The organism is Methylocapsa acidiphila B2 (assembly GCF_000427445.1).
GTDB lineage: Bacteria > Pseudomonadota > Alphaproteobacteria > Rhizobiales > Beijerinckiaceae > Methylocapsa > Methylocapsa acidiphila.
In genome coordinates, this window is record NZ_ATYA01000001.1 from 1 (window position 1) to 13,578 (window position 13,578).

Sequence of the window (13,578 nt, forward strand, 5' to 3'; positions counted from 1 at the left end):
TTGATTGAATGATAGACGCCCAAGCGAACCGACTTCGCGCCAGGGCTGCAGGGCGCCATCATGCCTTTGGATCGCTATCGCCTCCAACCTATCGTCGCCTCTTCGCTACCAAAGCGCCCTTGCGCAGGCCTTGAGGACCTTCGTTGAGAGCATGCCAACTCGCTCGTTCGTCCGACTTCGTGGCGCCAACACACCTATCGTCGGACTGAAAAGTCCTAGGCCACCCGGGGATGATCAATTTGAATTTGTCCGAGATGGAGGCAGCTCATGGCGGAAGACCGCATCAATTAGGTGCTGCTCACCAGACGCACTCAGATTGCCGGGTTGATCTCCCAAAAAAAGCCGTACCTCAGTCGAGTTCGCCCCCAATGCGATTCGTCTCGACGCGATTGTCGGGTTCTTTGCTCCCAAATGGCAGCCAAAGACAATTTGACCAAAAAGGATCGGTTAGCGCCCATCTGAGATTTGACAAGAGATTGAGAACACAATAAGAACATCTTCTATGACGCGGAGGCGCAACCGTGACCTTCAAAACGATTGAAGCGGAAGAGCGACACGCCATTCCTGCGGATTGGCGTAAGGTTCTTGCCAAATTTCCTGATGATCTTCGGGACGCTTGGGAGGAGCGAGCGGCGATAATTCAATATGACGGGCAAGAGCCGAGACCAACTGCAGAGCGGCGCGCATTTGAGTGCATTGCTAGCGCTTACGAGGAAGCAGCGGCTTTACTATGGGCACATCTCCAAGTTTCAGCAGACCCAAGTTGCCGACCCGTCAGAGCTATGCGCGGAAGTTGGTGACGGCGTAGGAGAAAGGCCGCGTATCATGGGGGGCCAGCCGCCACTTCTCCACCGAAGGAGCGCTACGCCGTGTTCCAGGATAATGTCCTCAAGCTGGCTCAGCCAGGAGCCTTCTGTGATGCGCTGAACGAGATGTTGCAGCGGGGCTACACAAAACTTAATCGTCCATACCGTCGACGTTGAGGTCGCGAGTTTTCTTCGAAATCCGTGCCGACAAACTGATCAAGGACGGGCAGCGGCGGCTAGTCCGCCACAGCGATTTGCTTGAGCGCATGATCTCAACCGGCATCGGCCGGGTTGGCGTGCTCAACCGCGTGTCCGCGACCGGCGCGCGCGACGGGCAGAGTGCATTCGCTTCTTGCCATCAATCCAGTCGTCCTACGTCCGCCGCTCGAAGAGTCTCGAGGTGCTGATCCCGGCCTTGCATCTGAAGGACATTTCTAAGGGCACTTTCGCCGCGGCCTCCCCGCACTCGTCGGTCGCGACGCCACGGGTCTGTCGGCATCGACCAACGCCCATTTGATTTGAAAGAAATTTTTGCCAACGAACTTGAGCGGGGGCTCAAGCGCGATCTCTCGGCCAAGTAGTATACTACCTTTGGGTCGACGCGCATCCGCGCGCAGGCCATCGCCGAACGAGCGTTGCGAGACGTCGCCATCGGGCCACGCAACTGGCTGTTCGCCAGATCACGAGCCGGCAGCCAACGTGCCGCGGCCATCTATTCCATCATCGAGCGCTGCAAGCTGAAAGGCATCGAGCCATTCGCCTACATTACCGGTGTCATGAAAAAATTGCCAGAGGATGGGCAAACACCCGCATAGACGAACTCATGCCATGAAGGCGGAGCCAAAGCTCTCAGCATCAAGCAGTATAAAATCTTGCGGCGGTGAAAACACGCTCACGCCTATACCGTTTGGCGAGGACGCTCGCCACCTCTTTCGACGCTTGCAGTTAGGCTCGAACTCCCGGCGTTGTTCGGAAGCCGCCATGAAGTGTGCTCGCCATAACGTCCCCGCAGTCTTCCGTCTCAGCTTAGCAGAGTGACAGGCGTTGCTGACTATGAGACGCTCGCGATCAAATCAGACTTTGTTATATGAGTCCTATATTGCCTGATATATTGCACTAAATGTCATTTCGGTTCATTCGTCCCTCGAAAGCGCCCTGAGGCAAAAATCGACCATCTGATCAACCGTTGGCTTAGGAACTTGCGCGGCGTTCGCCAGCAAGCTCGGATGGAAGAATTGAATGCAGACGCTGCGGATAAGAATTGCGGCGAGCTCGCCGTCTCCGGGTAGGAACTCCCCCGCCGACATGCCCTGACGAACAATTTGCGTTATAGCCTCATCGAGAGCGTCGAAGTGTTCGCGTAAGATCGCCCAGTTTTCATTATAGGCCGTCTCGACCAATTTATGAAGCTTGTGATCCGAATGGAAGCGCTGCGCGTTGAGATTTTCGATCGCTAAGACGACATCCCGCAATTTCTTGCTGGCAGGACCCGGCCGTCTTGCGATTTCCGCGACGGCTCTTTCGATCTCGCGCAGGATGTTGCGGCCTACCGCCTCGTTGATTGCGTTTTTTGCTGAAAAAAAGCGATAAATATTGGCTGGCGACATCTGGAGCTCGCCAGCGATGTCGGCTACCGTGGTTTTTTGAAAGCCGATCTGGCGAAAGAGGCGCTCAGCCACCTCAACTATATTGAGTTGCGTACTGACTTCTCTCTGAGCGCTTAACGCCTTCATGATGTCCATCTCAAAAACTTAAATGAAAAAACAATCACCCTTTTCGGGAAGAAATATATCATATCCATATGGATTCGCAAAAGTACGCATTCAAGTTAATATTATTTCATATTGTAATTTCTTACACCTAAAATGGATCTAAATCGCTACGCGTATTGGAATGCCTATGCTTAAGCTAAACTGGAGCAACGCGCCCCAACTAAATTTGTATTTTGGAAGATAGGTCCTGACAGCCCCTAAGAAAGGGTCCCCCTCACATACGGGTTTTGGAATTTACGAAACGTTTGCCTCAACTGAGCCAATTCTCCACTCTCAGGCCGCGGGCGCGGCGGAATTCTCCTACATTGTCCGTAAAGAGAGGGCGGCGCTCGCTACGCAGAGCGTCCTGCGCTGTCATATCGCCGCTCTCGAGGCGATCGGCGGCGCGCCGCACGAAATCCTCTACGATCGGATGAAGACAGCGGTCATCGGCGAAGACGCTGACGGCCTCGTCGTCTATAATCGCGCGCTTGTCGATCTCGCCCGCCATTATGGTTTCCAGCCCCGCGCTTGCCAGCCTTACCGGCCGAAAACAAAGGGAAGGTGGAACGGCCGTTCCGTTATATTCGCGAAGACTTCTTCCTCGGCGGCTCCTTTCGCAATCTCGACGATCTCAACGCCCTATTGCGGGCATTGGCTCGATGCGGTCGCCAATCCGCGCGTGCATGCGACCACGTAGCGCGTCGTCAACGAGGCCTTCGCCGGGGAGAAGGCGGCCCTAAAGCCCTTGCCGCTCGCCCCTTATCGAACTGTCCTCAAGCTCGAAAGGCGGGTCTCGCACGAGGGCACGGTGAGCGCCGGCGGCAATCTGTACAGCGTGCCGAATACGACGCGCCGCGGCGTCCTCGACATTCATGTCCTAGCTGACGAGATCCGCATCTTCGTGGCCGGCGTTCTCATCGCCAGCCACGCGCCGCTCGAGGGGCGCGACCAGAGGCGCCTCGATCCCGCCCACCGCAAGCCCTTGCCGCCGCGCCGGCGATCGCGTCGCTCGACGCTCCCTCGACTTCTATGAGGCGGTCGGCCGCCGCCTCGCCGGCCAGGGGAGGACGCGATGACCGCGCATGCCGAGATCGTCCCCTCCGTCGTCGACCGCATCAAACGGAGCCTGGTCGGCCTGAAAATGCCGCGCGCCATCGAAATCCTCGACGCCACCTTGCGCCGGATCGAGCGCGGCGAAATGAACGCGCTCGAAGCCATCGACGCCTTGCTCGCCGAGGAGCTCACTCTGCGTGAGAACCGGCGCGTGAAAATGGCCCTCGTCATGGCCCGGCTCTCCGCCATCAAGACCCTCGCCGGCTTCGACTTCTCGTTCCAGCCCTCGCTCGACAGGAACCGCATCATGGCGATCGCCGAGCTGCAGTTCATCGATCGCGCCGAGGCCCTGCATCTAATCGGGCCGCCTGGAACCGGCAAAAGCCACTTGAGCCTGGCGCTCGGCGTCGAAGCCGTGAAGGCCGGACGCAGCGTCTACTTCGGCAGCCTCGCCGACATCATCGGCGCGCCCGCCAAGGCGGAGCGCGAGGGAGTTCTGCGCGAGAAAATCAGGTTCTTCTGCCGCCTCGCCTGCTCATCGTCGATGAGATCGGCTACCTCCCGGTCATTCCGGGCGGCGGCAATCTCTTCGACCAACTCCGCCACCTGCGAAGGCCATCCTCGGAGTTCCCGACGGCGCGCCGTTTCGCGAGATCGTCGTCGCCGCCTACGGCGGCTTTCCGCAGTCGCCGCGATCGGCGGCGGCGACCATTTTTGAAGGGGCCGCCTTGACGGGCCGACGTCACGGTGAAGCGCGAGAATCCAGTGATTTTCGAAGGAGCGAGGAAAAAAGAGGCCGTGGCGTTCTCGCGTCCGAGCAGATCGCTTCCGGCGGGTTGCGTCCAATTTGTCGCCATGCGGCATTACGGCCACCTCTCCCAGTCCTTTTCGGCGCGAAGCTCGATGGGTTGTTCGTTGAATTGACCGACGCGGCCGTGGAATGATCTCTATCGGATGATAGATATTTCCTGAGGCGAGCCCCCATGGCCGACACCGCAAAGCTGTTCATGTATGGCGAGCAAGCCGGCCTGATGCCGCATGTGCCGCGCCCGCAACGCGGGCCGGTAGTGAAGACCGGCTTTTCCCCAAGCACGAATTCCATTACGACGCGCAACAGAATGCCTACATTTGTCCGACCGGGCAGGCGCTGACGCCGATCCGCGAAGGCAAGCTGCGCGAATTGAAAAGGTCGCCTACGGCAATGCCAAACCCCGCCGCGCCTGCGCCCTGCGTCCGCGCTGCACCAAGGATGTTCGCGCTGTCTCGCGCCTCGAAAACGAGGAGGCGCACGATCGCATGGCGGAGCGGCTGAAGGCGAGGCCGAGGATTCTCTGCCGGCGCCGCGAGATCAGCGAGCATCCCTTCGGCGCAATCAAGCAATGGATGAATCAGAGAGCCTTCCTCATGCACGGCCTGCAAAAGGGCGCTCGCCTACAATCTACGACCAGCGCTGAATATTATCAGCGTCTAGGGCATGGTGAGGGCGGTCGCGGCGGTGTGAAAAAGCCTTGACTAGCGCCAGATCGGGAGGCATGGGCCGCTTCAGGTCGGTCCTCGAAGTTCAAGCGAGGTCAGAAGCAGATTTTGGCGGGAAATCACGAACCCAAGCCAAAATCCCGACCAAGCCACTGGCGATTGTCAACCCGACGCCACTCTCACCCGGGCTGCAAGATTTTTGCTATGAAGCGGCTTTGCAAAAGAGCACACTGAACTCTTCCGCCTCGACCCGTCCCGCCGAGCCCGTCTCGAAGTACGCGCGATTTGAGCGATTCATGACGCCGAGCGCCAATCGCCCTTCGAAACGATGGCTTTGTCACCTCAGGGTAAGATCTTCGCTACTCGGCGTTGCCCGTGTTGAGTGCCGTAAAACCAGCGTCCGTCAGCCGGTAGAAACCGGGCATTGAGGCGTTTTCCAGCCAGCGGTTCGTCAAGATTTTTTCCAAAGCTGGTTTGAGGTCGCCGTCGCGAAAGCGTTTGAGGACCAGGCTCTCTTGCACGGGCGCCCAAATGAACGATTTTCCGATTTTTATGCCGCGCGTACCGATTTCGGTCATGATCGCTTGGATCGTATCGTCTTCCGACGGCGGCGCGCCAAAGAATTTGACATATCCAGCCATCGTCATTTTGTAAGAGCCTTCAGAGGTGTTTACGATCACACCCTCTTCGCCCATCTGCTTCAAAACGGCGCGCAACTCGTCTGGGTGAGGATAGCGGATTTGCAGAGACGCGAATAAAAAGGTTTCCCCTTCTCGAAAGCCTCTGGCTTTGATGAAATGATTGATTGCCTCTACTGCCGTCGCCGCCATTTCGATACTCGCAAATCAAGGCTTCATGGATTGCCTGCAATGGAATGGACGCTAGCAAAAATCAAGCTGACTGCTTCTTTCTCGGCGTCTCGATCTTTTCCCCCAGATTCTTGCCCCGCGAACCGCCAGTCGCGCGCTCCCGGGCGTCGTCCGCGTCGAGCCGTTTCAGATAGTCCGCTAGCTTCTTATCGGCGGTCTCAATGAATTTTTGCAGCGATTTCGTCGGGAAGCTCCGGTCTATATTGTTGACCTCCTTGATGCGCGTGCCGTCAACCGCCCGCAACTCACGTCGGAACAGATCGAGCCGTCCGCACAGGATCACGAACTGCCGGAAAATCTTCTTGAATGCGGCGCGATTGTTGTTCCTGAAATCGGCGATGGTCGTGAAATTCGGCTTAAAGCTCCGCAACAGCCAGATGACCTCAACGTTGCGATGCCATTCGTCTTCGAGACAGCCGCTCGACCGCACCAGATTTTTGGCTCACCGCTAAATGGCCGGCGCCTTCGGCCAGCGCTTCCGGACAAGTGGCCCGTCAGGAGCGAACAAAATAGCCATGAGGACGCGCCAAGCCTATCATCAAGGCCCATTCAAGATGACGGGTCCGAACCCAACATGAAGCAAACGCCTCAAGACCTGGAAAAGATTGCCGCCTTCACGCTGGAGGATTACGACCGACGCGCCGAAGATTTCTGGGAAGGCACGCGCGGTCACGACGTCAGCCAGAACGTCGCGACAATGTTGCAATATATCGAGGGCGAACGGCCCTTCAGGCTCCTCGATTTTGGCTGCGGGCCCGGGCGCGACCTGATGGTCTTCGCCAAACTCGGCCATATCGCGATAGGTTTGGAAGGCGCCCCACGCTTCGCCGCCATGGCGCGCGCCCACAGCGGCTGCGAAGTTTGGCGGCAAGATTTTCTCAAGCTCGATTTGCCAGAGAACCATTTCGATGGCGTATTCGCCAACGCGACGCTTTTTCACGTCCCCAGCCAGGAGTTGCCGCGCGTCTTGCTGGAGCTGCATGCCTGTCTGAAACCCGGCGGCGTGCTGTTTAGCTCGAATCCGCACGGACGAAATGAAGAAGGCTGGAGCCGTGGGAGCTATGGCGCATATCATGACCTGGAGGCTTGGCGCCGGTACCTGTCGGCGGCCGGCTTCGCTGAACTGACCCATTATTACCGCCCGACCGGCCAGCCGCGGGAAAGACAACCCTGGCTTGCGAGCGTCTGGCGGCGGGAAGCCCGCGGGCCGCGTCCATGAGTTCCACATTGAAACTCAAGTCGCGAATCCGAACGCCCGCAACGGCGAGGTCGATGGCAACCGCAATCGCTTTACCAGAGGCGGCCGCCGAACTGGGCAATCCTCCTCTCGTCGAGGACCTTGATCGATAAAACGGCGGCTGCCGCGAGATCGCAATCATATCCCGGCCGCGACTTGACGTCCCTGATTCCTCCCCGTCTCTTCGCAAAGGCGATCGTTTCGGCGGTCGACCCCGCCCCGTCGATCATCGGGGGACGGTTTGGACGACATTGCGCCGGATCTACATTATTGCTCGGATACGACGTGTCTTTCATTCCGCATAGCGGGCACGGCGTGTTGGAAACGGGCTTCGGGCATTGGTTTGATTTCCAATTGTGGCCATATGAACCTCGCCGGCAGATTTACGTTAAGGCTTCCTATTGGCCGGAACCTTCGCGCCAACCGCGATGCGCCAGCCCCAATTATTTGACACGATCCATGTTCGCCGAATGGCTTCAGGCTTGCTACGGTAATATGTTGCTGAAGGTCGACGATCGCGCCAAATTTAACGGCGATAGCAAAGAATGAAATTAAGGCGGTTATCGCAACGATCAGCTATCGCCAAGTTTGGCTTTTGTCGGAGCAATATATCGTGCCGGAAATTAAAATACTTTCGCGCGATGACGAGTATCCAACTGGAGACCGCGTCGTCGTCAACACGCGACTTGCCCCCAATAATAGCGTCGTCACGGACATAATTTGTATCAAAGACGACACGCCTGTAAAAACAATAACGGACAGGCACTTGGCGCCAGATGTCGCTATACGAAAAGCCTCGGAAATCGCCGACGATTATGAAATTGATGTGATCTATGTCCAAAACGATTTGTGATTTACGCTGCAGTAACTAAAGCGGTGCAATTTGACTTTTCGTTAGTTCTTCCAACCGACAAAATGAGAATAGTTTGCTCATTGGCCGAACATTGCGCTTTCGTTCGCTTGAGCGACATATTTTTCGCTTTCAACGCCTTCCCCTGAAAACGATTCAAGGAGCATGCGGAGGCGCATGTCAGATGGCAGTTAATGAGGGTCTTCGTCACTTTCTGCGGAGCGAATTGCTAAGGTCGTGTCTTCCGTGCAGAGGAAGGCATGCGAAAGAAAATCAAGCTGGCCTTTGGTCCTGAAATTGAAGTCGGAGTCGTCGAGTTGCGCGCGGGCCGCTGGATCCTTTCGGCGCGTGGCGCTGGGGAGCTCCCCTGCCCGTTCTGCGGTGAGCTGGCGAGCTCTCGGCACGGCTTGCATCATAGACGGCTGCAGAGGATCTCTCCCCTTCAAGGAGCCCCCCACTCATGAACGATTTGCATTGACCGACGCCCCCGCGGAATGGTATCTATCAAATGATAGATATTTCGTGAGGCGAGACCCTATGGCCGACACCGCAAAGCTGTTCATGCATGGCCGCAGCCAGGCCGTGCGCTTACCAAAAGAATTCCGCATGCCGGGCAACGAGGTCCGCGTGACGAAAATCGGCAACCGCGTCGTGCTCGAGCCGATAACGCCGGAGAGCAAGGCGACGCCATGGACCATCATCGACTCGCTCGGCGACCAGCAATTCATGCCCGGAGGACGCGAACAACCGGCCTTGCCGGCCGATGAGCGGCGCGTCTTCGACCAATGATTCATCTTGACGCCAATGTCGCCATCGCGCTCCTCAATGCCCAGCCGCCGGTCGTGCGCGACAGATTCGACGCTGCGCGTTCCGATGGCGCCGCGCTCTTCATGTCCAGCATCGTGCTCCATGAGCTCATGTTCGGCGCGGCGGCGAGCCAGCGGCGCCAAGGCAATGAAGAGAAGATCGCGATGCTGGTCGCAAGCGGCATCGAGATCCTATCCTTCGACGCCGACGACGCCGGACATGCCGGAGACATCCGGGCCTATTTGAAGCGCGCCGGCACGCCGATTGGCCCCTACGATGTGCTGATCGCGGCGCAGGCACGCAGGCGCGGCGCGACGCTCGTCACGGCGAATGGGCGCGAATTCGAGCGCGTGCAGGGCCTCGTGGTGACGGACTGGGCGGCATGACGGCGCGCGGAAAGAGCGGCTGGCCTACGAAACCGGATAGAGAAAGAAGCAACCTGCTTGTCGCTTGCCTCTCGATCGGAGTGCGAGGAATAAAGACGCCTTTCTTTCGGCTATCCGGATTTGAATGTGTTTGCAACAATGCAAAGCTTGGCCGAGTGAAATTCAATGAATGTGATTTTCGGCCGAATACGAGATTTTGAATTCGCAAGCGGACCAAGACGGTCGCCGGCAGAAATTGACGGTAATCGAACTGGAGCTGAAGTCCGGTGAAGCGACGGCGCTCTATGAGTTGGCGGACCGTCTTGCGGACTCGTTGCCGGTCTGACTTGAAATCATGAGCAAGTCTGCCCGCAGCTTTATGCTCGCGACGGGCGACAACCCACCACCTGTCCGGGAGGAAAATGTTCAGTTTTCCACCGACGCAACGCTCGGCGAGGTCATCCAGACGGTCATCGCGAACGCACTTGGGCAGTTTGTCGCAAACTGGCCCGCGATGACGGAAACCTCTCACCCTGAGTCAATCCACCAAATGCACGTGGCTGTCGTCGATCGCGCACTGCTCCGCGGTTTTTCGATCGGGTTCTGACTTGGGCTGAATTCGACATTTTCCGGGCCGCGGCACAGCACATCGCTTCGGGCCTGGGGCCTGCCCGCGTTTTGGACGCGCGTCGAGAGTTGATCGAAGACCGCCCCCTCGCTCAGCATGCGCTAGCGAATAGTTTCAAAGCCTTGTTGAGCAATGTCGACAGCCGGCGCTCAGCTGCATACGCTAACACCCGAGATGCAATTAATGACTCGGACACGACCCGATTCGTGCTGAACTTGCAAGCGGCCATGGTGCGCTGTTCTCGGCCGCGCGGCTTGTCGGGCGCTGGCCAACAGTAGCCTGGCGGGACGGCAGCACCTTTCGCTTGTAAGGCCTTGGAGCGACTTCACAGGCGTATTCTCAAACGAGGTAGGCACTTGGCGCTGAAGTCGCCCGAAGAACGACACGGGCTCCGATTGGTCCTGAAGAACCTCCGCTATGCCGTGGGATTCTTCAGCTCATTTTTTTGGCGCTCGAACTTACATCCGAGAAATCACCCAGCTTCAGGATCTTCTTGGTGCATATAATGACGCAGCGAGCGCTACGCGCCCGCTGCAAGATATTGATGAAATTCGCGATCCCCAGGTCGCGCGAGCCGCTGGCGTAATTCTCGATTGGTGTGGGCGAAAGACCACGACCGCAGATGAAAATCTAGTGACGACGTGGGATAATTTCAAACAGATCCACTCATTCTGGGACTGTCCGAACTGCGTCGCATACGACCCATCACACATTTGCAAGGCAAACAAGCTATCGCAGAGCTCATATTCGCAAATCTAAACGGTGAGGCCGGCTTTGCCGGACGATGCGACTTTACACGTCAAAGCTCCCGGGCTTTGGATGCAAGAACGACGATGCGCCTGGCTAAGCACGGGGGCGACGTGAATGACGTCGCGATTGCGCCCATGCACGAACCCGCTTCGCGGGATTGCCCGAGCTGGCAAGGTAGCGCGTTTTCCATAAGATCTTGAGCGAGGCGTGGCGGCGCCTTGAGCATGGAGTTCCCTTCATCATGAAAGGAACTTCCGATGTCCGTTTCATCTGTCGAACGCCCCGTCAGCGCGCTGCGGCAGCGCATGCTCGAAGATATGGCGATGCGCGGCCTGCGATCGGATTGACACACGACAATTATGATGGCCGGTCATCGACAATTAAACTGGCCGGCAGGGGCCATCGTCGAGTAGCGCTGATAGAGGTATCAATCTAATTGTCGTTTGGCAACAGGTTAGCGCAGCGACAACTACATTAACTGTCGCTGATCAAAGCACGGGTTTATGTTGGCAGACGCTCTGTGGCCGGCGATTATGTTTCCATCATGCGAGGGTGTTTGGCCGCGCATGGCTATTCCGATGCGCCGGGTTCTTCCTTCGTTGTTCTGCGGACAGCGGAGCGCTTTCGGTAAGAGTCGCCATTCATCTCGATGATGGTTGCGTGATGGACCAATCGATCGACGGCCGCCGCGGTCATTGCGGCATCTGGAAAAACCTCGCACCAAGCCGAAAATGGCTGATTGGCGGTGATGGCGATGCTGCGGCGTTCGTATCGATGCGCGATGAGTTCGAACAAGACGCTGGTCTCGGCTTGATCTTTTCGAACATACGAGAGGTCGTCGAGCACGATGAGATCATACTTGTCGAGCTTCTCGAGGGCGCTGACCAAGGAGAGGTCACGGCGCGCGATCTGCAGCCGTTGAACGATGTCGATGGTTCGATTGAATAAAACCCGGGTTCCAGCATCAATGAGCGTATGGCATATGGCCGCCAGGGCATGGCTTTTGCCGGTGCCGCTTTGACCAAAAACCAAGAGATTGTCGCCATCCTTGATCCAGTCTCCGCCGGCGCCCAGCGCCAAAAGGTGCTGCTTGCGCACGCCCGGCGCGGCCTTGAAGTCGAAACTGGCGAAGGTTTTTCCGGCTGGCGCTTCGGACTGATCACGATAGCGCTGGATGCGCCGTGACGCCCGCTCGGTGACTTCGATCTCCATCAGCGTGGCAAGCAGCTTCTCGGCCGACCATCCATCTCGATTGGCGACCTCGGTGATCCGCTTCCAATTGCGGGCGATGCTGGGCAGCCGAAGGGTGGCCAGCAAGGAAGGAAGAATGGTCGTGTCGGTCATGGCCGCACCTCGCACGCGGAAGGCAGCAGCAGATTATAGTCATCGAGGTTTGGCGGAGGGATGGTGACGTCGCGGGACTGATGTGGCGCGGTCTGGAATTCCTTTTTGAGCTCGCCGAGGTCGGGTAGCAGGCCTGCGTCAAGGATGGCGTCGAGCCGGGCGGCCAAAGCCGTCTCGCAGGCTTCGCCGGATGCTGCCAGAACGAGCAATCCGACCATGGTTCGGCATGCATGCCTGGGGGCCAAGCCGGCGTCGAGAGCCGCCCACGAACGGGCATATGGGGCGCTCGGGAAGAGAGCTTCTTGATAGACGAGATATCGAAGGGCTTGCGGCTTGCGCCGGAGCGAGCCGATCAGGTGACGATAATTGATGGAGTGGGCGCGCTTGCCGTCCGTTCTCACCCGCGCCATGCGCATGACCGGATCCGGCCCAAGGAAACATTCAAGCCGATCGTCGAAGAGATGCACCTCGATCATGTGTCCGATCAGGCGAGACGGGACGGAGTAGATGACTCGATCGACATTGATGGTGCTATTGCGCGTCGCTTTCACCGTCACCGTAGCAAAGTCGGTCGTCCGGCGCTTGGGCAAGGGCTCGAGCTTCTCGCGCTCGATCGCGACGAGCGTCGCGCAACGGGCGTTGTAACGGCTGCAGACGCCGTCGACAAAGGCGCGGTAGGCTTCAAGGCTGACGAAATCTCGGCTCTCCCGCCGCCGGAGCCTTTGGTCGAGGCGGATCTTGATATGGCCGTTGGCCGCCTCGATGCTCCCGTTCTCATTGGCCACGCCTGGATTATTACGGGTCGCCTTCATGCCGTAATGCCGGCACAGCTCGTCATAACGCTTGGTGAAATCGAGCTGGGCGTCACGGTCAAGATTTTTGAAGGCGGCCGACAGCGAGTCGGTCCGATGCTCTTCCGGGACGCCTCCGAGCTTCCAAAGCGCATCTTGCAGCCCCTCGGCGACGGCTGAAAAGCTCTCGCCTCCAAGGATCACTTGCGCGTGCTCCCAACCGCTGAAGGCCAGCCGGAAATGATAAAGGCGATGCGGCAAGGGCTCGCCGACGATGGTGACCCCGAGGCTGTCGGCGACGGTGAAATCGGACAATGCCTGGCGGCCGGGATCATGGCGTTGAGGGAAGAAAACCTCCTTGTCCGCGCCGTGAAGGGCGCGCCATTTGGCGATGCGGCGTTCAAGCGTCCGGCGGACGCTGTCTGGGAGAACCTCGGCGCCGAGCTCATCCTGGAGCTCTTCGAAAATCGTCACCGCCATGATGCCGGGGATTTTGAGCATCTCCAGAACCCGCGGCCAGACAGTCTCCAGTGGATCCGGGCGGGTTCGCCAAGTTCGCGGCTGCTTCTTCTGGGACGGAAAACGCGGATCTTTGTCAATGCGGCGCGCTGAGCGCTCGCTGATGCCGGCCATTGCCGCGGCGGCTGCCTGATTATGGTGCTGTGAACGCGAAGCCATGTAGCGCATCACCTGTCTGTCGGAAATATGAGGGTTCGGCATCGAGCTCAATCTTTGGTTGATTGAGCCGCGATACCACCCTCGACGCCGAGCGGCAGATGCCCCCAGAAGGGAGTTTAACAGCGCCGTCGTCCGCCAGCGCCGATCTCCGGTCGGGGGCTCGCCCCTCC

Annotated in this window: 11 protein-coding genes and 4 pseudogenes; 10 read left to right on the forward strand and 5 right to left on the reverse strand. The window is 58.2% G+C overall.

The genetic code is table 11. From position 1 onward, the window contains the following. Positions 1 to 1,432: 1,432 nt before the first annotated feature. Positions 1,433 to 1,638 (forward strand): annotated as a pseudogene (locus METAC_RS0100020) (transposase domain-containing protein); the annotation flags it as partial. A 301-nt stretch (positions 1,639 to 1,939) separates the two neighbouring features. Here the strand turns inward: METAC_RS0100020 and METAC_RS0100025 are convergent. Beyond that, positions 1,940 to 2,548 (reverse strand): TetR/AcrR family transcriptional regulator, encoded by a 609-nt coding sequence (locus tag METAC_RS0100025; protein WP_156898030.1) that lies wholly within the window; start codon positions 2,546 to 2,548, stop codon positions 1,940 to 1,942. Positions 2,549 to 2,915: 367 nt separating this feature from the next. On the opposite strand from METAC_RS0100025, the pseudogene METAC_RS25450 reads away from it, so the two are divergent. The 3 genes and pseudogenes from METAC_RS25450 to METAC_RS26095 all read left to right on the forward strand — a co-directional run. Beyond that, positions 2,916 to 3,636, forward strand: a pseudogene (locus METAC_RS25450) (Mu transposase domain-containing protein); the annotation flags it as partial. Continuing rightward, positions 3,633 to 4,225: pseudogene (locus METAC_RS21500) on the forward strand (ATP-binding protein); the annotation flags it as partial. The pseudogenes METAC_RS25450 and METAC_RS21500, both read left to right, overlap by 4 nt. Positions 4,226 to 4,596: 371 nt before the next feature. Continuing rightward, positions 4,597 to 4,764 (forward strand): hypothetical protein, encoded by a 168-nt coding sequence (locus METAC_RS26095; RefSeq protein WP_156898031.1) that lies wholly within the window; start codon positions 4,597 to 4,599, stop codon positions 4,762 to 4,764. A gap of 684 nt (positions 4,765 to 5,448) precedes the next feature. On the opposite strand, the gene METAC_RS0100060 is transcribed toward METAC_RS26095, so the two are convergent. Together METAC_RS0100060 and METAC_RS0100065 are read right to left on the reverse strand one after the other, a co-directional pair. Beyond that, on the reverse strand, positions 5,449 to 5,919 hold the full coding sequence (locus METAC_RS0100060) for a hypothetical protein (protein ID WP_026605493.1): 471 nt from the start codon (positions 5,917 to 5,919) through the stop codon (positions 5,449 to 5,451). Positions 5,920 to 5,980: 61 nt separating this feature from the next. Beyond that, on the reverse strand, positions 5,981 to 6,388 hold the full coding sequence (locus tag METAC_RS0100065; RefSeq protein WP_026605494.1) for a transposase: 408 nt from the start codon (positions 6,386 to 6,388) through the stop codon (positions 5,981 to 5,983). A gap of 144 nt (positions 6,389 to 6,532) precedes the next feature. Between METAC_RS0100065 and METAC_RS0100070 the strand changes: the two genes are divergently transcribed. The 6 genes and pseudogenes from METAC_RS0100070 to METAC_RS27370 all read left to right on the forward strand — a co-directional run bounded on the left by METAC_RS0100070 (position 6,533) and on the right by METAC_RS27370 (position 10,351). Next, on the forward strand, positions 6,533 to 7,177 hold the full coding sequence (locus METAC_RS0100070; RefSeq protein WP_026605495.1) for a class I SAM-dependent methyltransferase: 645 nt from the start codon (positions 6,533 to 6,535) through the stop codon (positions 7,175 to 7,177). Positions 7,178 to 7,808: 631 nt separating this feature from the next. Continuing rightward, a complete protein-coding gene (locus METAC_RS0100085) occupies positions 7,809 to 8,048 on the forward strand; it encodes a hypothetical protein (protein ID WP_026605497.1) in 240 nt (79 codons plus the stop codon). Positions 8,049 to 8,582: 534 nt separating this feature from the next. Then, entirely contained in the window at positions 8,583 to 8,834 is a 252-nt protein-coding gene (locus METAC_RS0100100) for an antitoxin (protein WP_026605499.1), read from the forward strand. Further along, entirely contained in the window at positions 8,831 to 9,238 is a 408-nt protein-coding gene (locus tag METAC_RS0100105; RefSeq protein ID WP_026605500.1) for a type II toxin-antitoxin system VapC family toxin, read from the forward strand. Before METAC_RS0100100 ends, METAC_RS0100105 begins: the two co-directional genes overlap by 4 nt. A 334-nt stretch (positions 9,239 to 9,572) precedes the next feature. Next, positions 9,573 to 9,824, forward strand: coding sequence for a CYTH domain-containing protein (locus tag METAC_RS0100115; protein ID WP_026605501.1), 252 nt, complete (start codon positions 9,573 to 9,575; stop codon positions 9,822 to 9,824). Next, positions 9,821 to 10,351 (forward strand): annotated as a pseudogene (locus METAC_RS27370) (CHAD domain-containing protein). The gene METAC_RS0100115 and the pseudogene METAC_RS27370 overlap by 4 nt, the downstream one beginning before the upstream one ends. A gap of 814 nt (positions 10,352 to 11,165) precedes the next feature. Here METAC_RS27370 and istB read toward each other — a convergent pair. Then, positions 11,166 to 11,939: an IS21-like element helper ATPase IstB gene (istB, locus tag METAC_RS0100130; RefSeq protein WP_026605502.1), complete on the reverse strand. Its 774-nt coding sequence runs from the start codon at positions 11,937 to 11,939 to the stop codon at positions 11,166 to 11,168. Next, positions 11,936 to 13,450 (reverse strand): IS21 family transposase, encoded by a 1,515-nt coding sequence (gene istA, locus METAC_RS0100135; RefSeq protein ID WP_026605503.1) that lies wholly within the window; start codon positions 13,448 to 13,450, stop codon positions 11,936 to 11,938. The genes istB and istA overlap by 4 nt, the downstream gene beginning before the upstream one ends. Positions 13,451 to 13,578: the final 128 nt, after the last annotated feature.

Coding starts and splice junctions, on each gene's coding strand:
- METAC_RS0100025 (WP_156898030.1), bottom strand. CDS start 2,548: ATGGACATCATGAAGGCGTTAAGCGCTCAGAGAGAAGTCAGTACGCAA.
- METAC_RS26095 (WP_156898031.1), top strand. CDS start 4,597: ATGGCCGACACCGCAAAGCTGTTCATGTATGGCGAGCAAGCCGGCCTG.
- METAC_RS0100060 (WP_026605493.1), bottom strand. CDS start 5,919: ATGGCGGCGACGGCAGTAGAGGCAATCAATCATTTCATCAAAGCCAGA.
- METAC_RS0100070 (WP_026605495.1), top strand. CDS start 6,533: ATGAAGCAAACGCCTCAAGACCTGGAAAAGATTGCCGCCTTCACGCTG.
- METAC_RS0100100 (WP_026605499.1), top strand. CDS start 8,583: ATGGCCGACACCGCAAAGCTGTTCATGCATGGCCGCAGCCAGGCCGTG.
- METAC_RS0100105 (WP_026605500.1), top strand. CDS start 8,831: ATGATTCATCTTGACGCCAATGTCGCCATCGCGCTCCTCAATGCCCAG.
- METAC_RS0100115 (WP_026605501.1), top strand. CDS start 9,573: ATGAGCAAGTCTGCCCGCAGCTTTATGCTCGCGACGGGCGACAACCCA.
- istB (WP_026605502.1), bottom strand. CDS start 11,939: ATGACCGACACGACCATTCTTCCTTCCTTGCTGGCCACCCTTCGGCTG.
- istA (WP_026605503.1), bottom strand. CDS start 13,450: ATGCCGAACCCTCATATTTCCGACAGACAGGTGATGCGCTACATGGCT.